This is a genomic window from Flaviramulus sp. (genome assembly GCF_982512915.1).
On sequence record NZ_CEWOCJ010000004.1, the window covers coordinates 16,625 to 43,146 of the forward strand.

Genomic DNA, 26,522 nt, shown 5'->3' on the forward strand with positions numbered 1-26,522 from the left:
CTATTAAATGACTATTGAACCTCTTTTAAAATATATTAGTAATTATGTTACTTTAACTCCTGAAGAAGAAAGTTATTTAACTTCTAAAGTAGCTTATAGAAAATATTTGAAGGGTCAGTATGTTTTGCAACAAGGAGATATTTGTAAACACCACTGTTTCGTTATATCTGGTTGTACTAAAATGTTTCATCTAGATGATCATGGTCAGGAACATATTGTTTTATTTTCTATTGAAGATTGGTGGACATCTGATATGGGTAGTTTTATTTCACAAACACCTGCAGATTATAACATACAATGCATTGATAAAACAGAACTGATAATGTTTTCTGTGGATGTTATTGAAGATTTATATGCTAAAATACCTAAACTGGAACGCCTTTTCAGACAAATTATAGAGCGTGCTTTTGTAGCATCTCAAAAACGAATTGTGAGAAGTTTTAGTCTTTCATCAAAAGATAGATATCTCTATTTTAAAAATCAATATCCTAAAATTGAGCAAATTATACCGCAATATATGGTAGCTTCATATTTAGGTATCACAAAAGAATTTTTAAGTAAAATTAAAGCCCAATTAAATGCTGAAGAATAAATATTAACATAGATTAACAATTTTACTTAATCTATCTTATTTGATTTCGTAATTATTTTCATCAGTTTTGCAACACAATAAATTAAATCAATATTAAAAAAATTTAAAACATGAAAAATACAATTAAAAATTTATCACTTATAGCCATAGTTGCTTTAGCAACCTTATCATTCACAACTTTTAGTGGTGAAAAAAAAGAAGTTAAAGCAGAAAGTAGTAAAGTAATTTGGAAAGGTTATAAAGTTACAGGTTCTCATGAAGGTACCATAGCCATTGAGTCTGGATCCTTAGTTTTTGAAGAAGACCAATTAACTGGAGGTGAGTTTGTTATTGATATGACCACTATAAACACAACAGATTTAGAAGGTAATTCTAAAGGTAAATTGGATGGACATTTAAAATCTGATGATTTTTTTGGTGTTGAAAACCACCCAAAAGCATCTTTAGTTTTTACTGATGTTAAGGCTTCTGGAAAGAATTCTTACAATGTTACTGGAGATTTAACTATTAAAGGAAAAACAAATCCTGTAAGTTTTATAATTTCAGTTTATGGAAATAAAGCAACAGCATCTTTAAAAGTTGATAGAACAAAATATGATGTTCGTTATGGTTCAACTAGCTTTTTTGATGGTTTAAAAGATAAAGCTATTTATGACGAATTCGATTTAGTAGCAGATTTAGAGTTTTAAGAAAAATAGAATTTATACAATTAAAGCGTTCAGAAATGAGCGCTTTTTTTTGTTTTTAAAACGATCTATTTAAGGATTTTGAAAACCTTATCTTTGTTATCCATATAAGAAATCATATTTATGTCATTTAAAAAGTTAATAGAGCCTCTTAAAGATACTCTTAACCACAAAGGTTTTACAAACCCATTACCGCTTCAAAAATTAATTTTATCAAAAATAAAAGCAGGTACGAGCTTGTTTGTAATAGCACCAATAAATTCTGGTAAAACTAGTAGCATGCTAATAAGTGTTGTTCAAAAATTAAAATATGCTTATGAGGATGCGCCTAGAGCTTTAATTTTTGTTAAAGACAAACAATCTGCTTTAGATCTAGAATTAGAATTTAATGTCTTTAAAAGATGTACAAATTTACGGGTATATTGTGCTTATGATGAACAAAATATAGATCATCAGCGAGACGAAATTTATATGGGTACAGATATTGTAATTGCAACACCTAAGCGCTTAAATAAACTATTTTATTTAAATGGTATTAATTTAAATAAACTACAAATATGTATTATTGAAGATGCCGAATTTTTATTTAGAAATAATAATTTAGCTGAAGTTACAAGAACACCAGAAAGTATTGGTAAATGCCAATATTTAGTTTTTACCGATAAATTTGATGCTAGATTTGAGCGTTGGCAAGACACTTTTATGTTTAATGCTGAAGTTGTTGAAATGGATTAATTTTTTTTAAAAACTTCAGATTTTTAACCAATAATAACTGTTACAATGGAATGTTACCATGCTTTCGTTTAGGAATATCTATTTTTTTGTTTTCTAACATGGAAAAAGCTTTAACCAATTTTCGTCTAGTATCTTTTGGCAAAATAACTTCATCAATAAAACCACGATTTGCTGCTTTGTAAGGATTTGCAAATTTTTCAGCATACTCAGTTTCTTTTTCAGCGAGTTTTTCTTTAGGATTGTTAGAGTCTGAAATTTCTTTTTTGAAGATGATTTCGCTAGCACCTTTTGCACCCATAACTGCAATTTCAGCAGAAGGCCATGCGTAATTTAAATCTGCACCTATATGTTTAGAATTCATTACGTCATAAGCACCTCCGTAGGCTTTTCTTGTAATAACAGTAACTCTTGGCACGGTTGCTTCGCTTAAAGCATATAAGAGTTTAGCTCCATGTACAATTATACCATTCCATTCTTGATCAGTTCCAGGTAAAAAACCGGGAACATCAACTAAAACTAACAGGGGAATATTAAAACAATCACAAAAACGTGTAAATCGTGCTGCTTTTTTTGAACTATTTACATCTAAAACACCTGCTAAAAACATAGGTTGATTTGCAATAACACCTACACTTCGTCCTCCTAATCTGGCAAAACCTACTATGATATTTTCAGCATAGTCTTTATGAATTTCATAAAATGAATTTTCATCTATTATCCCAGAAATAATATCATGCATATCATAAGGCTTATTTGGATTATCAGGAATAATATTTGATAATACATCTCTAACTTCATCTTTAATATTAAACTTAAGTTTTTTTGGTTTTTCGGTATTATTTTGAGGTAAGTAGCTCAATAATATTTTTAAATCTTCTAAACATGCTACATCATTAGCCGACGTTTTATGAGCCACCCCAGATTTTGAAGCATGTGTATGAGCACCACCTAATTCTTCGCTTGTAACTTCTTCATTAGTAACCGTTTTTACAACATTTGGACCCGTTACAAACATATAACTAGTGTTTTCTACCATTATTGTAAAATCTGTCATTGCAGGCGAGTATACAGCACCACCAGCACAAGGCCCCATAATTGCAGAAATTTGAGGTACAACGCCAGAGGCTTGCACATTTCTAAAAAATATATCCGCATAACCCCCAAGAGAGCGAACCCCTTCCTGAATTCGAGCACCACCAGAGTCATTTAATCCTATGATTGGGGCTCCAACTTTCACAGCCATATCCATTATTTTACATATTTTTTCAGCTTGAGTTTCAGACAATGCACCTCCAAAAACTGTAAAATCTTGAGCATAAATATAAATCAATCGTCCGTTTACTGTACCATAACCAGTAATTACACCATCGCCATAATACATATCGTTTTCCATACCAAAATCAGTGGTTCTATGGGTTACTAAAATCCCAATTTCCTCAAACGATCCTTCATCTAATAAATAATTAACACGCTCTCTAGCTGTTAATTTTTTCTTTTCATGTTGTTTGTCAATACGTTTTTGTCCGCCACCTAAATTAGCTAAAGCTATGTGTTCGTTTAATTTTTCTATTTTAGAATCCATAATATTTTTAATTAGGTAACCTAAGTAGTTTTTGGTCTTTTAAGTATTCTTTAACAGTTATTAAAGCGGCAATTCTAGCTTCTAATTCTGTTTGATTTTTTAAAGATTCTGGCGAATAATATTTTTTCACAAAATGGGTGTCAAAATTCCCTGAACGAAAAGCATCATGTTCGCAAACAAATTTTCCAAAAGCGAGTGTAGTTTGAACGCCTTCAACATGGTAATTATCTATCGCTTTAATCATTAACTGGATAGCCTCTTCACGAGTTTTTCCATAGGTAATTAATTTAGATAACATGGGGTCATAATATATTGGAATGTCCATGCCTTCTTCAAATCCGTTATCAACGCGGATATTATCACCTTCGGGTAATTTATAAATATCTAGATGCCCAACACTCGGAAGAAAATCATTTAATGGATCCTCAGCATAAACCCTTAGTTCTAAAGCATGGCCTTTAATTTTTAAATCATCCTGTTTCATTTCAAGAGCTTCACCACGAGCTATTTTAATTTGTAACTCAACTAAATCATATCCAGAAATTAATTCAGAGACAGGATGTTCTACTTGCAATCGGGTATTCATTTCAAGAAAATAGAAGTTAAGATTGTCATCAAGTAAAAACTCAACAGTACCTGCACCTAAATAATCACAAGCTTTAGCTACTTTAATAGCAGCTTCTCCCATTTGGGATCTTAGTTTTGGATTTAAAACCGAAGAAGGTGCTTCTTCAACTACCTTTTGATGGCGTCTTTGAATACTGCATTCTCTTTCAAAAAAATGTAAAATATTACCATGGCTATCTGCCACAATCTGTATTTCAATGTGGCGAGGAGAGGAAACATATTTTTCAATAAACACAGAGCCATCTCCAAAAGCAGAAGTTGCTTCACTAATAGCACGATTCATTTGCGACTCTAAATCGCTTTCTTTTTCAACAATTCGCATGCCTTTTCCCCCACCACCAGCAGAGGCTTTAATTAAAATAGGGAATCCAATTTTTTTGGCTACTGCTTTAGCTTTAGTGACATCTGATATGGCTTCGTCTATACCCGGAACCATTGGAATATTATAGTGTTTAACAGCTTCTTTAGCAGCTAATTTACTACCCATTATTTTTATGGCTTTTGATTTTGGACCAATAAAAATGATATTGTTTTCTTCGCATAATTCAGCAAAAGAAGCATTTTCACTTAAAAAACCATAACCTGGGTGAATGGCATCAACGTTTAAGTTTTTAGCAACTTCTATAATTTTATCACCCCTTAAATAGGATTGGCTTGAAGGTGGTTCTCCAATGCAAACTGCTTCATCGGCAAATTTAACATGAGGGGCATTTCTATCAGCAGTTGAAAAAATAGCAACCGTTTTTATTCCCATTTTTTGGGCAGTTTTCATTACTCGAATCGCAATTTCACCACGATTTGCAACCAATATTTTTTTCATAGTTTATTCGAATTCGATTAATAACTGATTTTTCTCTACAGCATCGCCTTTTTTTATCGCAATTGATTTTATAATTCCATCTCTTGGCGAAGTAATAATATTCTCCATTTTCATTGCTTCTAATATTAAAAGAGTATCATTTTCTTTAATATCTTGTCCAATTTTAATATCCACTTCTAATATTAAACCTGGCATAGGCGCTTTTATAGAATTTACATGTTTTGTACTACTAGTTGTAAAACCCATTTCTTTTATCAAGATATCTAAATCATTTAAAATAGTGACGTTGTAGTTGTTATTGTTGATTTTAATCTGATACGATTTGTTATTAAAATCCTGATTAATGATTTCTGCTTTAAAAGATTGATTATTATGAAGAATATGATATTCAGTTTCTGAAATTTGTAAAGCATCCATATTTGAAATATCTACGGCATTTAAATCAAAATCGAAAGAGTTATTTACCTTAGCCTTAAAATTTATACTCATAGCTGAAAAGTTTAGTGGTTAGTAAATATACTAAATATAACCAACTGGTTTAATTAGGATAAACCATTCAAATGTTAAAATCTATTTAAATTTTGATGCTTTTTATTGCATTGAGTACACATTCATAATATGATTTATTAGAAGCAATAAAATGATTGTTATCATCATTAATAACGTCTAAATAGTGTTGAAATTTTTTAAAAGATATAAGTTTTAAAGCTTCAACTTCTTCTTCTTGTGGTGTTAATTCTGAAAGTTCTGCTTTTAATTCAACTATAAAGGTGTTGTGAAATTCGTTGTCTTGTATATCGTTTCCGTGAGATTGAAAACATTTAAAAACGCCTATTTCTATTAAATCATTTTCAGAAATATCTAAACCAATTTCTTCTTTAGTTTCTCTAATTGCAGCTTGTTTTGGAGTTTCACCACTATCTATATGTCCAGCAACAGAAACGTCCCATAATAGTGGGCAAATTATTTTTTTTGCAGAGCGTTGCGAGAGTAATATCTGGTCCTCTTTATTGTAAAACCATATGTGCGCCGTGTGGTGGTAATATCCTTTTTGATGAATAACTGATTTTAACTCAGCGTCTCCAGTTTGATTACCTTCGGCATCTACAATATCTATATATTCGTCCATAAGTACAAAAAAAGCCTCAAAAATGAGGCTTAAGTTTTATTCAAAATAACTAAAGGTTTCTCCAGCTTTTATATTAAGTAATGTTTCATAAATTAATTTTATAACATTTTCAACATCACTTTTATGAACCATTTCTACGGTTGTATGCATGTAACGAAGCGGTAATGAAATTAAAGCAGATGCTACACCACCGTTACTGTAAGCAAAAGCATCGGTATCAGTTCCTGTAGCTCTTGATAAAGCAGAACGTTGGAAAGGTATTTTTTTAGCTTCTGCTGTTTCTGTAATTAAATCTCGCAGTTTTTGTTGTACCGCTGGTGCATAGGCAACCACAGGACCCAGCCCAATTTCTAAATGACCTTCTTTTTTTCTATCAATCATTGGTGTAGTGGTATCATGCGTTACATCTGTTACTATAGCCACATTGGGTTTAATAGTATGTGTAATCATCTCAGCACCACGTAAACCAATTTCTTCTTGTACTGAATTTGTTATATAAAGCCCAAACGGTAGTTTCTTTTTGTTTTCTTTTAATAATCTTGCAACTTCTGCAATCATAAAACCACCCATACGGTTATCTAGTGCACGACATACAAATTTATCACCGTTTAGAATATGAAATTCATCAGGATAGGTAATTACACATCCTACATGAATTCCCATTTTTTCTACTTCTTCTTTATGTTTTGCACCAACATCAACGGTAATGTTTTCTGGTTTTGGTGGTTCTTCTTTTGCACGATCTCTAGTGTGTATTGCTGGCCATCCAAAAACGCCTTTTACAATACCTTTTTTGGTATGGATATTTACAATTTTACTAGGTGCAATTTGATGATCACTACCACCGTTTCTAATCACATAAATTAAACCATCATCGGATATAAAATTAACATACCACGAAATTTCATCAGCATGGCCTTCAATAACAACCTTGTATTTAGCTTTTGGGTTTATAATGCCTACAGCAGTTCCGTAAGTATCTGTTATAAATTCATCTACATAAGGTTTTAAATAATCCATCCAAAGTTTTTGCCCATTCCATTCGTAGCCTGTTGGCGCTGCATTATTTAAATATTTTTCTAAAAAGTCCATTGACTTTTTGTTAAGAATGCTCTTGTTTGTCATTTATAAAAAGTTTTGCACTAAAATAATAATATAAATATAAAAAAATGGTTAAGAGAGTGTAAATTAGTAATTTTGATTGGTAATATGTATCCTAGTTTTTTATGAACCTTTTTAAATATCTATTCATACTAACTCCTTTGTTTTTATCAGCTCAAGTAAAAGAGGTTGAACAAGATTCTACTGTAGTTGAATATCTGATAATTGAAGGCGATTCGATACCTAGAACAACAATTAATTTAGACGAAGTGATGCTTTTGCATAAGCTTAAATTTAATAATAAAGAAGATCGTATACGCTATTTAATTTTAAGAAGAAAAACCATTAAAGTGTATCCTTATGCCAAATTAGCTGCTGATAGGTTAGACTCCATGAATACCAGAATGGCCAGCTTAAAAAAAGCTAGAGATAAAAAACGTTATACCAAACGAGTACAAAAATATATTGAAGGTGAGTTTTCGGATGAATTGAAAAAGTTAACTCGTACTGAAGGACAAATTTTAGTCAAATTAATTCACCGGCAAACCGGAACTACTGCTTTCGATTTAATAAAAGAACTGAGAAGTGGTTGGAGAGCATTTTGGTATAATACCACAGCTAGCATGTTCGACATTTCTTTAAAACGATCGTTTGATCCTGTTAACGTTAAAGAAGATTATTTAATTGAAGATATATTGCAACGTAATTTTCAAAGTGGTATTTTACAAGAACAAAAATCTGCTATTGAATTTGACTTTTACGATTTGACTAACAAATGGATTTATTCCAAAGAAATTAAAAGAGATTGATGCGTTTACAAACAAATTTTGAAGAAAAGTTAAACGCCATCTCCCATGCTTTTGGTGCTTTATTTGGCATAATAGCTTTAGTTTTATTAATTATGTATAACTCAAATAAAACTGATTGGAGTTTGTTTGGTGTTATAGTTTATGGTTTATCCATCATTATTTTATTTAGTGCTTCTACTTTTTACCATGCAGTGAAAAGGGAGAAGCGTAAACACTATTTTAGGATAGTAGATCACATCAGTATTTATTTTTTAATTGCTGGGACATATACACCAGTTTGTTTAATTTCTTTAGTTGAAAGCAAGGGTTCGATGCTTTTTTTTACGGTATGGGGTATTGCCACTTTTGGGATAGTTTTAAAGTTGTTTTTTACTGGAAAATTCGAAATTTTCTCAACTCTATTGTATCTAGTTATGGGTTGGCTCATTGTTTTTGATTTTTCAAACTTATCTCATGCTATTGGTACAAATGGTGTTTTGTTATTATTTGCTGGTGGTTTAGCATATACTTTAGGTATTGTATTTTATGTGATTCAAAAAATACCATTCAATCATGTTATATGGCATCTTTTTGTTTTGGTAGGTGCTATATGTCATTTTTTTATGATTTTCTTTTATGTAATTTAATATGATAGATATATTTCAAGCAAACAATCAGAAAGACTTTTTTCGCATTGAGCAATTGGCAAATATAGTTTGGCACGAACATTATATTACCATTATCAGTTTAGAGCAAATTGATTACATGCTTAAAAAGTATAATTCTGTTAAAGCAATTGAAGAAAGAGCACAAGTTGGTGTTTTGTTTTTTTTAATGACTTTTAACGCAATACCTGTTGGTTATTTATCTTTAGAACTTAAAACAGATTTTTTGTATATCAGTAAATTATATGTTTTAAAAGAATTTAGAGAAAAAAAAATAGCAAAACAGGCCATGTTTTATTCTGAATCATTTGCCAAAGAGCACGCTTTTTCAATAATTAAACTTCATGTAAATAAATATAATACTAATGCTATTTTAGTTTATGAAAAAATGGGGTTTATTAAAGAAGCCGATGTTATTACGGACATTGGGAATGGCTTTATTATGGATGATTATTTGATGATGAAATTTCTTAAAAATTAGTTAGCTAAGAAATTTTTATAAGTAGTTGCCCAATTATTATTGTTGGTGTTATTTTCCAAACCATCATCAGTTAATAAAGCATTCTGATCGTTTGTGTTTCTATTAAATAGCCAAGCCATGGTGATTGTTTTAGTTTGTGTAACTGCAGATAAAAAATTATCTACGGGCATTAATACACTAGCGTTTATAACACCAACCTCTCCAAAAACAAATGAGAATCCTGACTGGTTTACGGTTTCAATTCGAGATTTTATTTGAGTTTCGGTGGTATTTATTAACCATTTTTCATAAGCGTGAATATCAAAAACAATATTATCTCTATTAATTAATAAATTATTGCCTTGTTCTAGAACTGCAATTTCTGATTGTCCTTGCTCATTACCAGGTACCACAATAATATTGGTAAAACCATCAATAGATCTTAAATTATCAATCATTTCTCCCATATCACTTAACCATAAAAAGTGGCTATATCCATTTTCATTATTAAAATGGTAAGGCTCATTCCAAACTTCAATCCAAACATCTGGTTGTTCTTTAAAGTGCTCAGCTATAGCTCTCATTTTAGTTTTATAGTTTCCAAAAAACGATTGAGATTTTGGGTTTAAACCTGTAAAAAGAGTTTGTTTTCCTCGGGTATCAACCCATCCAAATGGACATAAAATAGTAACTAATCCGTTATTCCTGTTACTGTCTACGATATTTTGTAAAGCGTGTAAAAAACTCCCGTTACTAGCTTGAATTGCAAAACCTTCAATAGGTTGTTCTCTTAAATTACCTATAAATTCTCTTACTATTTTAATATTCCAATCACTAATTAATTCATGGTTTGAAATCCCAAAAGTGTTTAAAGTATTTACACCATTTGCATTAAATTCTACACCCTCTTTATAAATTATAGATGCTTCAACTTGGTAAAATAAATTAGTATCTGAGTTATCATTGGTTTCAGTTTTTTCGTTAGTACACGATACTATTGAGCCAAGTAAAAGGATGATTATTATAAGGGGTTTGATTTTGATAGCAATCATTTCAAAGTTAATCTATTAAAATATCTCGGTATTCTTCAAAAAAAGCTTCAAATAAACTCATGTTTTCATTAAAAAAAACCATCACCTCTTGCCAAGTATTTTTATCGTGTATGGATACTTTTTTATCTAAAAGCACGTATATTCTCGAGATTTCTTTTTCATTATCTAAAAAAAAAACCTCGTCAAAAACAGCATTAGGTAGGTAGTCATTTAAAATGATAGCTCTTAAAGATAGAAGTTTTTCCCAATAATTTATGCGGTTTTCTAAGTTGTCTTCCAAATCTAAAGTCACTAGTGCCGTTTTATTATCAAAATGGAATTTAAAACTAAAACCTTTTATTTTGGTATTGTATAAAATCCATTTTCTTGGAAACGATTTACCAAAACTAGTCCAGAACTCTTGTCGTAATAATCGAGATTCTTCTTTTGAAAACACTTTTTTTCTAATTTTAAAGTTAGATACTACTTTTTTCTGATTGATAAATGTTTTGATATTTTTTATAATCTATATGATATAAGCAATTACAACACCTAAAATAATAGCTACAAATTTTCTTAAATTAAATTTATGCCCTTCGCCACTTTCAAATAAAATAGTAGTAGAAATATGAAAAAAGATACCAATAACAATTGCATTTATACTGTTAGCTAAAGACAAACTTAAGTTAACAGTATTAGAAATAAGGGTTCCTAAAGGTGTCATAGAAGCAAAAACGACTAAAAATAAACCGATTTTAAATTTGTTAAAACTAGATTGAAATAAAAACATGCTTATTAAAGTTGCAATTGGTATTTTGTGGACTAACACCCCATAAACCATATCGTTGTGTTCGTGTATTGGAAAACCTTCCAAAAAACTATGTATACATAAACTTATAAATAACATCCATGGGAAATCTTTTTCATCTTTATGGATATGTACATGCCCATGCTCAGCCCCTTTTGAGAATAATTCTAAAACAATTTGTAATAATATACCGCACATGATAAACAAACCTGTACGTTTTGCTTCTATATGTTCATAAACTTCTGGTAATAGCTCAAAAAGGGTTAGTGCTAATAAAAAAGCACCACTAAAAGATAATAAAAGCTTGGTGTTTAAGGTTTTTTTATTTTTAGAAAACATAGCAATAACAACGCCTAAAAAAACTGCCAGTATAGGAAATAAAAACTTAATCATTCATAAAATATTTAGCCAACAGGTAAGCATAAAAAGCACCTATTAAAACTTTATTTAAAAATCATCACTAAACGTTCTGATGTTTTGTTATTAAACTTTCGTAATTTATAATCACCAAAAATATCTAATAAAAATACATCGGCTTGTTCAAAAAGTGTTACAAAATCATTTAAAGTAAACGCTCTAACGCGTTCTTGAAAATAATAGTCTTCACCGTCGGCAGTAAAAGTAATATCTTTTATAATATATCCATTATCTTCATATCGTTTTAAATGGAATGTTATATCATCAACCGTTTTTGTTTCTTCAGGTATTAAATTATTAATTACAAACTCGCTATTCATAAAATCTATTACAGCAAAACCATCCTCACTCAAATTCTCTTTAATTGCTTTTATGGTTTTTAAGTTATCTTCATCATGCGAAAAATATCCAAAACTAGTAAACAAATTAAAAACCGCATCAAACTGTTTACCAAACGGCTTACACATATCGTGTACTACAAAATGTAATCGGTGGTTTTCAAAATCTTTCGCAAAAGCAATACTATTTTCGCTCAAATCAGCACCTGTAACATCAAACCCAATTTTATTAAGGTAACGTGCATGCCTACCTTTACCACAAGCCAAATCTAAAATAGTTCCATTTTCAGGCATATTTAAATACTCGGTAAGTGTATCCATAAAAGCATGTGCTTCGCTATCGTTTCTATCTTTATATAATGTATGGTAATAAGGCGTGTCAAACCACGAAGTAAACCATTTTGTTTTATCTTTAGTCATATGCATTTTATGGGGTTTCACCAAAACTATGTTTTGGGGTCAGGCTTTATACTATATCTTTTTTGATAAAGTTTTACTAAATTGTCAATAACAAATTTGTATTCAGAAAACAAAAAAGGATGCCGCTTCAATCCTTAACCCTTATTATCAATAAACTTAACGTTTCAAGCAAAATTACATTATTTTTGCAATCTATTCGATGCAAAAAATGGAAGAAAATTTTAACATGGTAGCCAAAACACTTTTTGGCTTTGAAGATTTATTGGCTAATGAACTTACACAACTAGGTGCACAACACGTAAAATCAGGTACACGAAACGTATCTTTTACAGGTGATAAAGGCTTTATGTACAAAGCTAACTTAGCGTTACGTACCGCTGTTAAAATTTTAAAACCTATACATACATTTACTGTAAATAGTGAAAAAGATCTTTACGATAAAATTTATGCAATGGACTGGTCTCAATATTTAAAACCTTCTGGAACTCTAGCTATTGATGCAACCATTCACTCAGATTTGTTTTCACACTCGCTTTACATCGCACAAAAAACCAAAGATGCAATTGTTGATAAATTTAGAGATACAGATGGGCAACGTCCAAATGTAGATTTAAAATTTCCAGATATTAAAGTTAATGTGCATATTGATAGACGCCAATGTACTATTTCTCTAGATTCATCTGGAGATTCCTTACATAAACGAGGTTATAAAACAGCAACTAATATTGCACCTATAAATGAGGTGTTAGCTGCAGGTTTAATTATGCTATCTGGATGGGACGGACAAACAGATTTTATGGATCCGATGTGTGGTTCTGGCACCATGTTAATTGAGGCTGCTATGATAGCTTGTAATATACCACCAAACTTAATGCGCAAAGAGTTTGCCTTTGAGCGATGGCAAGATTGGGATGTTGATTTATTTGAAAAAATAGAAGAATCTCTACTGGGGAAAACACGTGATTTTCATCATAAAATAATAGGATATGACAAGGCTCCTAGTGCCGTTCTTAAAGCTAAAGAAAATGTAAAAAATGCTCAATTAGAGGATTTTATTGAAATTAAACACGAAGATTTTTTTAAAACTCAAAAAGGTGGAGATTCAAAATTACACATGGTTTTTAACCCTCCATATGGTGAGCGTTTAAATATAGATATGCAAGAATTTTATAAAAGCATTGGCGATACGCTTAAGCAAAGTTATCCTAATACAGATGCTTGGTTTATTACATCAAACCTTGATGCGCTAAAGTATGTTGGTTTGCGGCCTTCACGAAAAATTCAACTTTTTAATGCCAAATTAGAAGCGCGTTTAGTTAAATATGTGATGTACGAAGGGAGTAAAAAAGGTAAGTATATGAATTGATTTTCTAGATTATTTAAACTTTATTCTTTAATTAATCTAATACCTGCTCCAATTTGTATAGCTGCATCGTCAAATAACATGGCATTTTCGTTAAACAGTTGAACTAAAACTCTTCTTTGAGAAAGCAAATTATCTCCAATTACATTTGAGGTAGCCCATGTACAAATACCTTGACCTAAAGTAGGAGTTCCAAACGCACTAACATATCCATTTGGTAAGCCGTTAAAACCATATAAATTAGTGCCACCACCAAAACCTGGTAACCATCCTGTTTCAGTTTTCAAAACTGTTGCTTCAATTCCAGTATGCCCCTCACTAGCTAAAAAACTTTCTAACTCTCTAAAATCAGCTTCAGTTGGTATTCGCCAACCTTCTGGTGCTAACTTGCCACTTTCAATTGCAAAATGGTTATACATAGCACCATAATAATCAAATGGTAATTCTTCATCAAAAACATTATTTAAATCTTCAGTTGATGCCCATTGGTAAAACGCCTCTTGTTTGTCTAAACTACCCCAGTTATTTCGGTGTTCTTCAAAAGTGTATAGGGTAATTGGTGTACCATCATTGTATTTGGTTGTTTTTAGGTTTTCCAACATCCAAATTTGATTTCCCATTTTAATGGTATTGTATACATTACCGTCAGCATCTGTTAAAGTCAATTCAGATTCTATGTTGTTAGTATCATCAGAACATCCAAAAGTTAAAAAAGCTAATAAAAAAATTAAGTTGATTCTCATTGTAGTTTTTATGATTGTTTTATTATACAACAACCTTATTTACTTTTTTCCTGAAATAAAACACAATCAAATATTATTTAAATTGAAAAATTTATTTTTTTGGCTGATTTTTATATTGCTAGAAGTTTTTTTAATTCTATTTAATATCTGGAATTTTATCTTTAAAAACCTCCATATTTATATATCAAAAAGAATATTGTACTATAAAACAAAATCAAATTTATTGTAATAAAAATAAATCGTTTTATTTTAGTTAACTCAAAAGCTTTAGAATTCCAGATCAAAATTAATAAATGATATGGTATAAAAAATAGTTCCTCAATAGCATTGTTATTTACTATTAAGTTTAAAATAATTGAAATTGGCACGAAAATAATAGTCCATAAACATACATTGTAAATATTTAATACAAGATGTTAAAAAATATTTTTATTGAACTTGAAATAAACTAACCAACTAATTACAGTTAAAAGTATTATATTGGTTATTAGTATTACAAATTGAGAAGGCATAGTACTCGATACTACAATACCTAAAAAATCATTAGCAAACACATAATGTAATAATAGGAATAGAGATGCTATTGTGAAGAATTTTCCTGGGCTAAAATAAAACTTCCTAAAACCTTCTAAATAATTAATAGGCAGTGTTTTTGGTTGACTTATTCCTGTTTTTATATTTCTTAAAAAAGATTTTTCTAATGAAAAAATACTGTCAAATAGATCTACAAATATGGTTGACATAGTAACTCTGCTGTCTTTGAAATACTGACCACAATTTGAACAATAATTCATTTTAATTTCATTAGAGCAAACAGAACATTTCATATAATATTAATCATTATTATTTTCGTTTGGCTATTTTTCCAAAATCTTGTATGTTGTTTAATTACCTAATTAATAAATAATAACCAAAAATAAAATCTTTGTGAATTATGTAACTTAAATATAACACTATTATTGATAATTCTTTGTTTTTAAACAGCTATTATATTTTCATCATCTTTTCTTATTAATACCCTGTTATAGGTTATCTTTAAATAATAAGTAACATTTTAAACTAAAATAATTAATGAAGCTCTATATTAAATACATGGTAAGTTTAAGATGTAAAATCATGGTTAAGTTAGAATTAGAAAAACTTGACTTGAATATTATGAGTATTGAACTTGGTATGATAGAAATTAAAGAAGACCTTACTAATAAATTAAAACAAAAACTTAAATCAAATTTGGCTATTTCTGGATTAGAATTATTAGACGACCAGAAAAGTATACTTGTAGATAAAATAAAAAATGTCATTATTGAAATGATTCACTATTCTGATGAGATTCCTAAAGTTAACTATTCAGATTTTATTAGTGAAAAATTGGGTTATGATTACACATATTTGTCCAATCTGTTTTCTGAAGTTAAAGGAATCGATATTCAACATTTTATTATCAATCATAAAATAGAAAGAGCCAAAGAACTTATACTTTATGATGAACTAAATCTTACTGAAATCGCCTATAGATTGCATTATAGTAGTGTAGCTCATTTGTCAAATCAATTTAAAAAAGTAACTGGGCAATGTCCTTCATTCTACAAAAAAATAGGAAAAAAACGAAAAAGAAATTTAGAGAATCTGTGATATATGTAACCCTTTTTAATTACAATGTAACTTATTTCAGATATAATTAATCACCTTTGAATTAAGAGATTAGTTAAGAAATTTCTGAACGAAAATACCGTTTGGCAGTTAAAAGCAGACTCTCTTAAGTTTGCTTTTTTTTAGTATCTCAAATAAAATATAAGGTTTAGATTTTTTAACAATTTAGAATATAAAGAAATGAGAAGTTTATTATACGTTTTTGCAGTTGTACTTGTAATAGGCTGGTTATTAGGTTTTTTTATATATAATGCTGGTGGACTAATACACATATTATTAGTTATAGCAGTTATTGCTATCTTATTACGATTGATTGGTGGAAAAAGAATTTAACAAGCAAAAAAGTTTATTAGATAATTAAAATTTAAAATCATGAAAACATTAAAGTTTAAAATCATATTATGCACTTTATGCATCGTATTAATATCATGTAAAGATGCTAAAAGGAAAGTAGCTAAACAAAACGTAGCTGATTATTCTAACTACGTAGACTCCATATCTAAATTAGATTTTGCAGAAGCGAATACTAGTTGGGAAAACATTGAAAAGGGCTACAATAGAAATAAAACTATTGCTAACGAAAACTTAATTGGTATTAAAGAAAATGATGATTTCAAAAAAGATATTGATGTTGCCACACAAAAATTTGAAGACTTTAAAGAAGAGATAGCAGAAAGCAAACGTCAAGAAATTAAAACTCAAAAAAATAACTTTAGAATATCTCTTTTAGGAATAAATCATGAAAATGATGATATGATGTTTGAGTGGATTAACAAAGCAAATATATTAACCGTTTACCAAAACTTTGTTGATACTGTTGAAGCTAATAAAGATAGCTATACGAGAGAAGATTGGGATGAAATTAAATTATTATATGAAGCTATAGACACTAGAAAAAACACCGTTGAAAATGAAGGTTTAACCAATGCGGATAATTTAAAAATAGCAGGTTTAAAACTAAAGTTTGCACCCATGTATACTTTTAATAGAATGGGAGCAAAATCAGAAGAAAATGTGAAAGCAAAGCAATAATATAAATTATAAGAACATGAAAAATAGAATAATTACTAGCATAATTGTCTTAGTAATTGGATTTACTCTGAATGCTCAAGATATTTCAAAAAATGCTTTAGGTTTAAGATTAGGAGACAGCGATGGTTTTGGTGCGGAATTATCATATCAAAGAGACTTATCCAAAAACAATCGTTTAGAGTTTGATCTAGGTTGGAGAGATGGTAAAAATTATGACGGATTTAAGCTTGCTGGTTTATACCAATGGGTTTGGAATATTGACTCGGGTTTTAATTGGTATGCAGGATTTGGTGGAGGTATAGGTTCCTATAGTTTTAATAATAATAATGGTAATGATTTTAAAGACACTTTTGTGTTTGCAGCAGGAGATATTGGTATTGAATATAATTTTAATATTCCGCTATTACTTTCATTAGATTTTAGACCAGAAATAGGTTTTGGTGATGAAACTTACGATAATAACGATTTAGATTTTGATATTGCCTTTGGGATTAGATATCAATTTTAAAATATTTAAGCTTAAATTAAAGGGTGTTTTAGCCAATGAATACTAGAAATTATGTTAAGATGGTCAATGGTATTAATAATTATTGCAATAGTAGTCGCAATCATAGGATTTTCGGGTATCACAGTGTTTTCATTTTTTTTAACAGAAATCACATTCCTTATATGTATAGTCTTATTTTTATTATCACTTGTAATAGATCATTTTTTTTCAAATTCTTAACCACTTTTTATTGATATAAGTTAGTTAGTGAAAGTCCAAATGAGTCATATCATAAGGCAGTAAAAGCAGACTCTTTGTCTGCTTTTTTTATGTTCTAAACTGTGATATCTGTAATGTATTGTAATTGTATTGTAACCAATACCATATTAATTTAGTTAGCTTATGCATAGTTAATAATTTACAATTTTAGAGATTATGTCAAAAGGAAAAAAAAATACCAAATCAGAATACGTAGTTAAAAAAATTGAGACACTAAAGAATGAAACTTTTATCGTCCTAGAGATTATTGAGTATAAACCAAATTCAGTTGTAATCAAAACAATAGAAAAAACTACTGGAAATGTAACGTACTCTTATATTTATTCTGGGCAAGCTTTAACTGAAAAAACATCACCTTTTGACATTTTTATACAGGTAATTGATGGAAAAGCTGACATTTTTATAAATAGACAATCGCATATGCTTAACAAAGGCGAATCAATTATTATTCCTGCTCATGCGAGTCATATTATCCAAGGTAAGCTTAAGTTTAAAATTATTTCAACCGGTATTAAAAGTGGCTAAGAAAACGCATCAATTTACTCAAGTTAAGATAGTTTACAAATTAAAAAAGAGTCGTTTAGTTAATTTCTAAATAAGTCACAGATTGTATATTCCTAGAGAACTCATCAGTCAGCATTTAACTTTGCAATTATACATGGTATTCATAGAGGTGATATTTGTCCGCCTATCTTCGTTTATTCTCAAGATTTTCAATTGCCTTGACTATTTTTTCTGCTTTTTGCTTATAAGTTTCAACAGTACAGATTTCTTTAAGAATTTCGGTTTGTTGTATTTTGTCCAAATGCTCAAAAATTCCTAAAACTTGTGCATCTTTAAAACATTCTAAAATCTCAGAACTATCATTATTTTCGGTTTGATTTTCTAGATATAAAGTTACAATTACAGAATCTCCTCCATGTTTATTTATTGCTTTTCTAATTTCTGAATTTATAGACATTTTTTTATCAGAATTTTTTACTGGACCTAAATGCTTGTTTTTTATTTTATAACCATCAATAGTTCCAGATACTTTTAAGTCGCCCCATTTTCCCTTAATATCTTTTGTGTTTGGGATTATTAATTGATATGTCCAAGCTCCATTTCCAGGGATATATTGAAGCGTCAATTCTTCATTTTTAATAATGTATTTCATTCGTTTTATAATCTTTAAATGGTTATTAAATATCGATTTGGTCGTTTCTATACATTATTGTTATCTACTTAAAAATAAATTATATATGTGTTTTTTGTGGTTTATTAATTTAGATATGTTAACTTTTTTATTGTATTGATAAGACTTTTCAATTTTATAGATAGCATTCATTAAAAAGACATTAAATGTTTAATAACAACTTTTTTTAAAATATTAATAAAATAGTACGATTATTATTTTTATGCCTTTGAACCATTAAAGAATAACATAATTCAAGGTAATTTTTAAGATTTTGAATGTAAGTTTGCTGGATGTAGGTTTTAAAGCGTAGGTCTAATGTCTACAGCAACTTTCATTTTGCTTCTACCAGTACTATAAATAACGCCTTTTAAAGGCGGAACATCATAATAATCTCTTCCATAGGACACCACGATATGTTGGTTTTGAGGTATTTGATTATTTGTTGGATCAAAATCTACCCATCCAAAGCTAGGTATATAAACAGAAAACCAAGCATGAGAGGCATCGGTACCAATTAATTTATCTTTACCTGGAGGTGGCAATGTTTCTATATACCCACTAACATATCTGGCTGGTATACCAACTGCTCGCACACAGGCTATGGCAATTTGAGCAAAATCTTGACAAACGCCTTTTTTCTGTTGCATCACTTCATATATTGGAGTTGCTACGTTTGTAACCTTGGTATTAAACTCAAAATCTGTATAAATGCGTTGCATTAACTCAAAAGAGGCCTCAAAAACGGATCGGTTTGGTTTAAAAGAAACTTCAGCGTATGCCTTTATTTCAGGTGTGATTTTTGCAATTAAAATAGATTCTAAAATAAATTGTTTTATATCTATAAATTCTGATCTTGATTTTTTTAAAGCTTGTAAAGCTTGTTCTAAAGTGATGTTTTTAGCTTCAAAATTATGAGATATTTTTGGATTTAAATTACTGTTTTTTAGTATTTTACTATATGCAGTTACCCTTAGTTCCTTGTGATGTTTTTGTATTGAAAATCTAGTGACGGTATTTCCAAAAAAATCTATTTTTTCTGAAACCTCATTGGGTTCTGGACTTATTTCTAAATAATAATCTACCACGGTTTGTCCCAACATGTTTTTGGGCTTTAAGGTGGCTATATTATGGCAAAAAGTTACCCCGTTTTCGTAAATATAACTTGTAGTATGTGATAATTGATACAGCATTTTTATGACAAGTTGAAGTTTTGATTTACTAGTTGTTTTTGTTGATATGAGTGATTAAAATAGGTATCTGAAATAGCTAGAGATGTTTCATGAAGCAAATCACTCAATTCGGATAAAGCATCGTCAAGGTTTTCTCTTAAAGTGTTATCATGATTTATCTTGATAAGATTTTCTATTTTTAAACTCTCCATTTTAGAGTTGGCTAACGCAATTTTTTCTTTACAAATTGAAACCGTATTTTCTAATTCTGTATTTGGTAAATTATCAACATCTTTTTTAATACGTTTTATTTGATAATTTAACGATTTAGAATATTCAGTATCTAACAAAATCAAATTAATAACATTTTCTAAGCTTAAATAAGAGCGATAACTGTATCTGTAAATATTTAAACTTTCATGACTTGTAAGTAACGATTCTAATATTTCATATTGTAAATTTTCATCGTAATTAAATACTAAAAGCGATCTGCACTTCGCAATATTCATCATAGCCTGTTCGGTTTGTAAACCTATAAAGTATAATAACAACCCTTGGTTAACTAAAATGCTTTCTTCAATTAAACCCATAAAAGCAATTAAGCGAGTGATAATTCGATCTAATAATTTTGATAGTTCAGTTACCGAATAATTATGATCCTCTTTAAATTTTCGCCATTGTTTTTTAATACCATCAAAAACGCGCCACATATCTTTAGACCACAGGCTTCGTAACGAATAATAGGAATTATTAAAACTAGACATAGTTTGTGCAAAGCTTCCAATACGCTTTTCATCCATCAACAAAGAAATAATTTCTTCTAGAGGATTTTTTAAAAGTTCTTCAGAACCTTCACCAACAAAACCAGGAAATGTTGATGTGATATTTGTTATGGATTGAAATAGATAAATTAAACTTTCACTTTCAGATTTTCTGCTGTTATATTGAATTTGGTTCATTCTATTCAAAACCATTCTAAGGTAACGGGCTGTTACTAATGCGCGCCCTAAATACCTTCCAGACCAGTATAAGTTTTCGGCTGTATTACTAGGTAAATCATTTATATCTGAAATATAAATTCGGCAAGAACTATCCCAAGAATAATTTTGAATATTAGTTTGAGGCTCATCAGTTACAATCCAGAAATCTTTACTAACGCCACCACGTTGGTTTGATACAAATAGGTTTTCTCTTTCTGCAGCTACACGAACTAAACCACCTGGCATCACGGTATAACTGTCTTGTTTTGCGATGGCGAAGGTTCTGCACATCACTTTTCGAGGTTCTAGTGTGCCCTCAGTAAAATCTGGCGCTGTAGAAAATGAAATTTTTTCTTGTGCTACAAACTTATATGGGCTAGCTAAAATATCTTTTTTAAGTTTTTTAATGGCATTAGCATCTAAAAATTCACAGAAAAAAATATATTCTCTATTCGAACGATCTATGCGTTTAACAACTAAATCTTTAATGTTGTTAAGCACGTATTGACATTCTTTTTCTTGTCCGCACCACCAAGACGCTATTTGAGGCAGGATTAAATCCTCTTTCAGGAAATAATTGCAAATAGTATTCATAAACGGTATTAAACCTGAATTTTCTAAAACACCACTGCCAACAGGATTTACAATAGTAACTTTTTGTTCTCTAATAACATCTAATAATCCTGCAACGCCCAAATATGAATCCTCTTTTAATTCTAATGGATCCATAAAGACATCATCAACACGTTTTAAAACAACATCTACTTGCTTTAGTTGCTTTAAAGTTTTCATCCAAAGCTTACCATTTCTAACAACTAAATCGTTTCCCGTAACTAATGGATATCCTAAAAATGATGCCATATAAGCATGTTCAAAATAAGTTTCGTTTAATGGTCCGGGTGTTAGTATAACAATGTTAGGATTGTTTTTGTTTTGTGGAGCACAATTAATAAGCATTTGATTAAATTCGTAAAAGAATTGTGATGGTTGCTTAACATTGATATCTTTATATATATTTGGTAAAACTCTGCTGGTTGAATATCTGTTTTCTAAAGCATAACCCATTCCAGAAGGCGCTTGTGTTCTATCATTTACCACCCACATTCTACCATCTGGTCCTCTGGCTAAATCTGCTGAATAAATAAGTAAGTTTTTGGCAGTTTTGTATTGAATTTGATCACATTGTCTTAAAAACCCTCGGTGTGCATATATAACTTCTTGAGGTATAATACCATTTTTAATAAGTTCTCGACCTCCGTATATATCCTTTAAAATAAGATTTAATAATTCTGCTCTTTGAGTGATACCTTTTTCAATGTTTGTCCACTCATTTTGATGAATTAAAAAAGGAACAATGTTTAAATCCCACGATCGATTCATGCCTTTTGGGTCGTTGTAAACATTATAGGTTACACCGTTTTCGTCCATCAACCAATTAATTTCGTTTTGTTTAGCTGATATAGCTTCTGTACCCATTTGGATTAAGTTATTTAATAACTTTTCCCAATTAGGATTGATAGACATATTAGATTTTAGTACCTCATCATAATTCCTAAAGTCGGAAAAATAATTTTGAAATATTGTATTTGAATCTAAGGGCATATACATTTATTTTTTTCTTAAATCTAGAGTGTTTGGAAACTCAAAATTTATAGTAAGTTCTTTATATTTAAACTTTTTACTACTTGTTTTTTTCTTAATATTTTGAAATTCTTTTTTAGAGATAACATCTACATTATCAGGAAGAATATCACCTTGTGTGTGATTAAAAGTCCAAAAACGATTGATTCTTCTAGATTCTGCCTCTAAACTATTTATAGGATAGGTTTCATAAGAACGACCACCTGGATGCGCTACAAAATAAGTGCAACCGCCAATAGAGTGTTTATTCCAAGTATCTACAATATCAAAAACTAGAGGCGCATCAACTCCAATAGTTGGGTGCAATGCCGAGTAGGGATTCCATGCTTTATAGCGTATGCCAGCAACATAAGCTCCTTTAACTCCCGTAGGTTTTAATGGTACTTTAATACCGTTGCAAGTTACAATATATCTTTCGTTAACAAAGTTAGAAACTTTAATTTGTAAACGCTCAAGTGAAGAATCTACATATCTAGCCGTACCACCGCCGGTCATCTCTTCGCCTAATACATTCCATGGTTCAATAGCAGCTCTTAATTCTAAATGCATCTGATTAATATCTACCATGCCGTGAAGCGGAAATCTGAATTCGAAAAAAGGATCAAACCAATCTTCTTTAAAGTCATAACCTGCTTTATTAAGCTGTTTTACAATGTCTTTAATATCTTCTCTAACAAAATGTTCTATTAAGAACTTGTCATGCAATTCTGTCCCCCAACGAACTAAATCATGCTCGTAAGGTGTTTTCCAAAACCAAGTTACTAAAGTTCTAACTAACAAGTTTTGCATTAAACTCATTTGAGGGTGCGGGGGCATGTCAAAAGCACGAAGTTCTAAAATACCTAATCGTCCTGTTGAGGAGTCGGGAGAATATAATTTATCTACACAAAATTCAGCTCGGTGTGTGTTGCCTGTTAAATCTGTTAATAAATGTCTAAATAACCTATCGGTTAACCAAAATGGTACTTCGTCATTTTTAGGGATTTTACTAAATGCAATTTCTAATTCATATAAATTTTCCATTCTAGCTTCATCAATACGAGGTGCCTGACTTGTGGCTCCAATAAAAGCTCCAGAAAATAAATATGATAAACCAGGATGGTGTTGCCAAAAGGTTAATAAACTTCTTAGTAAACTGGGTTTTCTTAAAAGCGGACTATCCGCAGGGGTGGCGCCACCAAGGGTTACGTGATTTCCGCCGCCTGTACCAGTATGTTTTCCATCTAGCATGAATTTTTCAGTACCTAAGCGTGATTTTTTTGCATGCTCATATATAACAAACGTGTTGTTTGTGAGTTCTTTCCAGTTTTTTGCTGGTTGTACATTAACCTCTATAACACCTGGATCTGGCGTTATTTTCATAGATTCTAAACGGTTATCATGTGGTGGATTGTAGCCTTCAAATATAACAGGTATATTTAGTTTTTTTGATGTAGCTTCAATAGATGCAATTAAATCCAAATAAAACTCGGCTGCATCCAATGGTGGAAGAAATAAATATAGTTTATTATCTCTCACTTCAGCACACAAGGCAGTTCTAATAAAAAACTCTGGCTCTGTTTTTTTAATACTTTTAGTTTTTGTTTTTTCAAAACGTTTTGAAACAAATTCTGAATAATTTGTGAGTTCGTTTTGTTTTGAGAACTGGTCTGGTTGAAAAACAGGAAACTCTTGTTGTTTTGGTTTTTGAATAAGAGAATTAAGTGGTAAACGCAGTCCAATCGGTGAATTACCAGGCACTAAAAAGATGTTTTTTCTTCTAAATTCCCAATTGCAACTAAACCAATTATTTTCAGAATTATTTAAAGGTAAAACATAGCCAACAGGTTTTGATGTACCATCTTTTAAAATTTCTTTTAATTTATCTTTAACTAATAAATTGCCGTTTTCTTTGGTAGGATCAATGTCAATTGGCATTTGCCCTTCTTGCCAAAGGAAATAAAAACTATCTTCATAAGCAGGTTTTATAGTGTTATCTGAAATTCCTAAATATGTGGTTAATGTTTTTAAGAATGTTTTATCAGCATCTTTTGGTAAAATCGGATTATCAGAAAACAAGGATAACAACGATTTATTATTCCAAATTGGCTTTCCATCTTTTCTCCAGCAAATTTCGATAGACCAACGTGGAAGTGGTTCTCCTGGGTACCATTTGCCTTGCGCTTGGTGTAATACACCTCCTTTACCAAACTCATCATACAATCTTGCAGCCAAATTTTTGGATAATTCACGTTTATGGTCGCCATCTGCATCTGTATTCCATTCTGGAGATTCCATATCATCAATGGATACAAAGGTTGGTTCGCCACCCATTGTTAATCTTACATCACCTTTTTCAAGTTCTTCTTCAACTTTAAAACCTAAATTATAAATGGCATCCCATTGCTCATCAGTATATGGTTTTGTTACCCTTGGAGATTCTAAAATACGTTTTACAGAGTTTTCAAAAAAGAACTCAGTTTCACATCTATCAGTCATTCCAGAAACAGGAGCCGCACTTTCAAAGGACGGTGTACAAGCTAAGGGGATATGACCTTCTCCGGCTAATAAACCTGAAGTTGCATCAAAACCAATCCAACCAGCACCGGGAATATAAACTTCTGCCCAAGCATGTAAATCTGTGAAATCTTCTTCTGGACCTGAAGGACCATCTAGTGATTTTTCATCAGATTTTAGTTGAACTAAATAGCCCGAAACAAATCGGGCACCAAAACCTAAATGGCGCATAACTTGCACAAATAACCAGGCATAATCTCTACAAGACCCATTTTTTTGGCCCAGAGTAATCTCACAGGTTTGCACTCCTGGATCCATTCTTATGTTGTAGTTTAAATACTCGTAAATTTTCCTATTTATGTCAATTAAAAAGTAAATGGTTTTTCTTTGGGTTAAATCAATTGTTCTAAGAAAGTCCATTAAAAGCGGACCATTATCTATAATTTCTAAATAGGGTAGAAGCTCCTTTTTTGTAGTTTCTAAGTATTTAAAAGGATAATCTTCTGCATATTTTTCAACAAAAAAATCGAAAGGATTAATCGTCTTTAAATCTGCTATAATTTCAACATCTATAGATAGTTCTTTTGTTTTATCGGGAAACGTTAATCGCGCAAGATAATTTCCAAAAGGATCTTGTTGCCAATTAAAAAAATGATTTGCTGGTTTTATTTTAATGGAATAAGCTTCAATGGGAGTTCTGCTATGAGGAGCAGGTCGCAATCTAAAAATATGAGGCGATAAGGAAACTGAACGATCGTATTTGTATACAGTTTTGTGAGAAATAACAATTTTTAAAGCCATTAATAATAGATTTTATAAAAATACAAATTAAACGTTTTTTAAATTTAAAGTAAGGAATTTAAAGAGATATGTGGCAATGACCCGATGTGCTTTTGTTTTTTTTATTAAAACAACATTTTTGAATATTTAAAATGTAAAATATCTTTTTTAAGTGGCTAAAATTGAGAAAATTTTATTGCTTATAATTATCTATTTAATCTTTCTAAAACATTATAACTAAAAATAGACATAACTTAATCAATTAAGATATAATTTATATCCCTTTATAGTGAATCAAACTTCTGTGAATGTGTTTATTTTTTTAATAATTAAATCATCTTAAATTATTCAATATAATCTCAAATGTTTAAAATGAATATTTGTAAAACTCGAGTTTTTAGAAGTTTTAAATTCTAAAAATAATATAGAAAATTTTAAAACTTAAATAAGCGGAATACTTTTGTTAATTAACTTATTTATGGATATGTTTGTTTAAACGTACTTTTTTAATGAGTTCTCTCCAGAA

The 26,522-nt window shown here is 30.2% G+C and carries 27 protein-coding genes; 12 read left to right on the forward strand and 15 right to left on the reverse strand.

The features are described from left to right. Positions 1–7 precede the first annotated feature (7 nt). From AC1XJX_RS03800 to AC1XJX_RS03810, 3 genes are all read left to right on the forward strand, one after another. Complete coding sequence (locus tag AC1XJX_RS03800) at positions 8–592, forward strand: Crp/Fnr family transcriptional regulator (RefSeq protein ID WP_482002632.1); 585 nt, start codon at positions 8–10, stop codon at positions 590–592. Between the two features lie 110 nt (positions 593–702). Then, positions 703–1,281: a YceI family protein gene (locus AC1XJX_RS03805; protein WP_482002633.1), complete on the forward strand. Its 579-nt coding sequence runs from the start codon at positions 703–705 to the stop codon at positions 1,279–1,281. A gap of 120 nt (positions 1,282–1,401) precedes the next feature. Further along, entirely contained in the window at positions 1,402–2,013 is a 612-nt protein-coding gene (locus AC1XJX_RS03810) for a DEAD/DEAH box helicase (RefSeq protein WP_482002634.1), read from the forward strand. Between the two features lie 40 nt (positions 2,014–2,053). On the opposite strand, the gene AC1XJX_RS03815 is transcribed toward AC1XJX_RS03810, so the two are convergent. From AC1XJX_RS03815 to AC1XJX_RS03835, 5 genes are all read right to left on the reverse strand, one after another. Further along, positions 2,054–3,595, reverse strand: coding sequence for an acyl-CoA carboxylase subunit beta (locus tag AC1XJX_RS03815; protein ID WP_482002635.1), 1,542 nt, complete (start codon positions 3,593–3,595; stop codon positions 2,054–2,056). Positions 3,596–3,602: 7 nt separating this feature from the next. Further along, on the reverse strand, positions 3,603–5,042 hold the full coding sequence (locus AC1XJX_RS03820) for an acetyl-CoA carboxylase biotin carboxylase subunit (RefSeq protein ID WP_482002636.1): 1,440 nt from the start codon (positions 5,040–5,042) through the stop codon (positions 3,603–3,605). 3 nt (positions 5,043–5,045) lie between these two features. After that, positions 5,046–5,531, reverse strand: a complete 486-nt coding sequence (locus tag AC1XJX_RS03825; protein ID WP_482002637.1) for an acyl-CoA carboxylase biotin carboxyl carrier protein subunit — start codon at positions 5,529–5,531, stop codon at positions 5,046–5,048. An 85-nt stretch (positions 5,532–5,616) separates the two neighbouring features. Next, positions 5,617–6,171, reverse strand: a complete 555-nt coding sequence (locus AC1XJX_RS03830; protein ID WP_482002638.1) for an NUDIX hydrolase — start codon at positions 6,169–6,171, stop codon at positions 5,617–5,619. A 36-nt stretch (positions 6,172–6,207) separates the two neighbouring features. Continuing rightward, on the reverse strand, positions 6,208–7,296 hold the full coding sequence (locus AC1XJX_RS03835) for a M42 family metallopeptidase (protein WP_482002639.1): 1,089 nt from the start codon (positions 7,294–7,296) through the stop codon (positions 6,208–6,210). Positions 7,297–7,397: 101 nt separating this feature from the next. On the opposite strand from AC1XJX_RS03835, the gene AC1XJX_RS03840 reads away from it, so the two are divergent. The 3 genes from AC1XJX_RS03840 to AC1XJX_RS03850 are packed head-to-tail and all read left to right on the forward strand — an operon-like array spanning position 7,398 to position 9,206. Beyond that, positions 7,398–8,081 carry a DUF4294 domain-containing protein gene (locus AC1XJX_RS03840; RefSeq protein WP_482002640.1) on the forward strand — a complete coding sequence of 228 codons (684 nt, stop codon included), beginning with the start codon at positions 7,398–7,400 and terminating at the stop codon, positions 8,079–8,081. Next, complete coding sequence (trhA, locus tag AC1XJX_RS03845; protein ID WP_482002641.1) at positions 8,081–8,707, forward strand: PAQR family membrane homeostasis protein TrhA; 627 nt, start codon at positions 8,081–8,083, stop codon at positions 8,705–8,707. The genes AC1XJX_RS03840 and trhA overlap by 1 nt, the downstream gene beginning before the upstream one ends. Position 8,708: 1 nt before the next feature. Then, positions 8,709–9,206: a GNAT family N-acetyltransferase gene (locus tag AC1XJX_RS03850; protein ID WP_482002642.1), complete on the forward strand. Its 498-nt coding sequence runs from the start codon at positions 8,709–8,711 to the stop codon at positions 9,204–9,206. On the opposite strand, the gene AC1XJX_RS03855 is transcribed toward AC1XJX_RS03850, so the two are convergent. The 4 genes from AC1XJX_RS03855 to AC1XJX_RS03870 form a co-directional block, all read right to left on the reverse strand. Beyond that, entirely contained in the window at positions 9,203–10,237 is a 1,035-nt protein-coding gene (locus AC1XJX_RS03855; protein WP_482002643.1) for a cellulase family glycosylhydrolase, read from the reverse strand. The genes AC1XJX_RS03850 and AC1XJX_RS03855 overlap by 4 nt on opposite strands. 7 nt (positions 10,238–10,244) lie before the next feature. Further along, a complete protein-coding gene (locus AC1XJX_RS03860; protein ID WP_482002644.1) occupies positions 10,245–10,673 on the reverse strand; it encodes a DUF4268 domain-containing protein in 429 nt (142 codons plus the stop codon). A 69-nt stretch (positions 10,674–10,742) separates the two neighbouring features. Beyond that, complete coding sequence (locus tag AC1XJX_RS03865; RefSeq protein ID WP_482002645.1) at positions 10,743–11,417, reverse strand: ZIP family metal transporter; 675 nt, start codon at positions 11,415–11,417, stop codon at positions 10,743–10,745. Between the two features lie 50 nt (positions 11,418–11,467). Continuing rightward, positions 11,468–12,199: a class I SAM-dependent methyltransferase gene (locus tag AC1XJX_RS03870; protein WP_482002646.1), complete on the reverse strand. Its 732-nt coding sequence runs from the start codon at positions 12,197–12,199 to the stop codon at positions 11,468–11,470. A gap of 208 nt (positions 12,200–12,407) precedes the next feature. Between AC1XJX_RS03870 and AC1XJX_RS03875 the strand changes: the two genes are divergently transcribed. Beyond that, positions 12,408–13,565 carry a THUMP domain-containing class I SAM-dependent RNA methyltransferase gene (locus AC1XJX_RS03875; protein WP_482002647.1) on the forward strand — a complete coding sequence of 386 codons (1,158 nt, stop codon included), beginning with the start codon at positions 12,408–12,410 and terminating at the stop codon, positions 13,563–13,565. A 20-nt stretch (positions 13,566–13,585) separates the two neighbouring features. On the opposite strand, the gene AC1XJX_RS03880 is transcribed toward AC1XJX_RS03875, so the two are convergent. Further along, positions 13,586–14,305 (reverse strand): FISUMP domain-containing protein, encoded by a 720-nt coding sequence (locus AC1XJX_RS03880; protein ID WP_482002648.1) that lies wholly within the window; start codon positions 14,303–14,305, stop codon positions 13,586–13,588. A gap of 416 nt (positions 14,306–14,721) precedes the next feature. Further along, positions 14,722–15,048 carry a hypothetical protein gene (locus tag AC1XJX_RS03885; protein ID WP_482002649.1) on the reverse strand — a complete coding sequence of 109 codons (327 nt, stop codon included), beginning with the start codon at positions 15,046–15,048 and terminating at the stop codon, positions 14,722–14,724. A 328-nt stretch (positions 15,049–15,376) separates the two neighbouring features. On the opposite strand from AC1XJX_RS03885, the gene AC1XJX_RS03890 reads away from it, so the two are divergent. The 5 genes from AC1XJX_RS03890 to AC1XJX_RS03910 all read left to right on the forward strand — a co-directional run bounded on the left by AC1XJX_RS03890 (position 15,377) and on the right by AC1XJX_RS03910 (position 18,278). After that, on the forward strand, positions 15,377–15,937 hold the full coding sequence (locus AC1XJX_RS03890; protein ID WP_482002650.1) for a helix-turn-helix domain-containing protein: 561 nt from the start codon (positions 15,377–15,379) through the stop codon (positions 15,935–15,937). 198 nt (positions 15,938–16,135) lie between these two features. Further along, on the forward strand, positions 16,136–16,288 hold the full coding sequence (locus tag AC1XJX_RS03895; RefSeq protein ID WP_482002651.1) for a lmo0937 family membrane protein: 153 nt from the start codon (positions 16,136–16,138) through the stop codon (positions 16,286–16,288). 39 nt (positions 16,289–16,327) lie between these two features. Continuing rightward, positions 16,328–16,987 (forward strand): hypothetical protein, encoded by a 660-nt coding sequence (locus AC1XJX_RS03900; RefSeq protein WP_482002652.1) that lies wholly within the window; start codon positions 16,328–16,330, stop codon positions 16,985–16,987. Between the two features lie 16 nt (positions 16,988–17,003). Beyond that, a complete protein-coding gene (locus AC1XJX_RS03905; RefSeq protein ID WP_482002653.1) occupies positions 17,004–17,495 on the forward strand; it encodes a hypothetical protein in 492 nt (163 codons plus the stop codon). 414 nt (positions 17,496–17,909) lie between these two features. After that, the gene (locus AC1XJX_RS03910) at positions 17,910–18,278 is read left to right on the forward strand and encodes a cupin domain-containing protein (protein ID WP_482002654.1); all 369 of its coding nucleotides are present in this window, start codon (positions 17,910–17,912) and stop codon (positions 18,276–18,278) included. Positions 18,279–18,441: 163 nt separating this feature from the next. Here the strand turns inward: AC1XJX_RS03910 and AC1XJX_RS03915 are convergent, their stop codons facing one another. The 4 genes from AC1XJX_RS03915 to AC1XJX_RS03930 all read right to left on the reverse strand — a co-directional run bounded on the left by AC1XJX_RS03915 (position 18,442) and on the right by AC1XJX_RS03930 (position 26,017). Next, positions 18,442–18,909: a DUF1905 domain-containing protein gene (locus AC1XJX_RS03915; RefSeq protein ID WP_482002655.1), complete on the reverse strand. Its 468-nt coding sequence runs from the start codon at positions 18,907–18,909 to the stop codon at positions 18,442–18,444. Positions 18,910–19,229: 320 nt separating this feature from the next. Continuing rightward, positions 19,230–20,120: a transglutaminase family protein gene (locus AC1XJX_RS03920; protein WP_482002656.1), complete on the reverse strand. Its 891-nt coding sequence runs from the start codon at positions 20,118–20,120 to the stop codon at positions 19,230–19,232. 2 nt (positions 20,121–20,122) lie between these two features. Beyond that, positions 20,123–22,681 carry a circularly permuted type 2 ATP-grasp protein gene (locus AC1XJX_RS03925; RefSeq protein WP_482002657.1) on the reverse strand — a complete coding sequence of 853 codons (2,559 nt, stop codon included), beginning with the start codon at positions 22,679–22,681 and terminating at the stop codon, positions 20,123–20,125. A gap of 6 nt (positions 22,682–22,687) precedes the next feature. Then, positions 22,688–26,017 (reverse strand): transglutaminase family protein, encoded by a 3,330-nt coding sequence (locus AC1XJX_RS03930; RefSeq protein WP_482002658.1) that lies wholly within the window; start codon positions 26,015–26,017, stop codon positions 22,688–22,690. Positions 26,018–26,522: the final 505 nt, after the last annotated feature.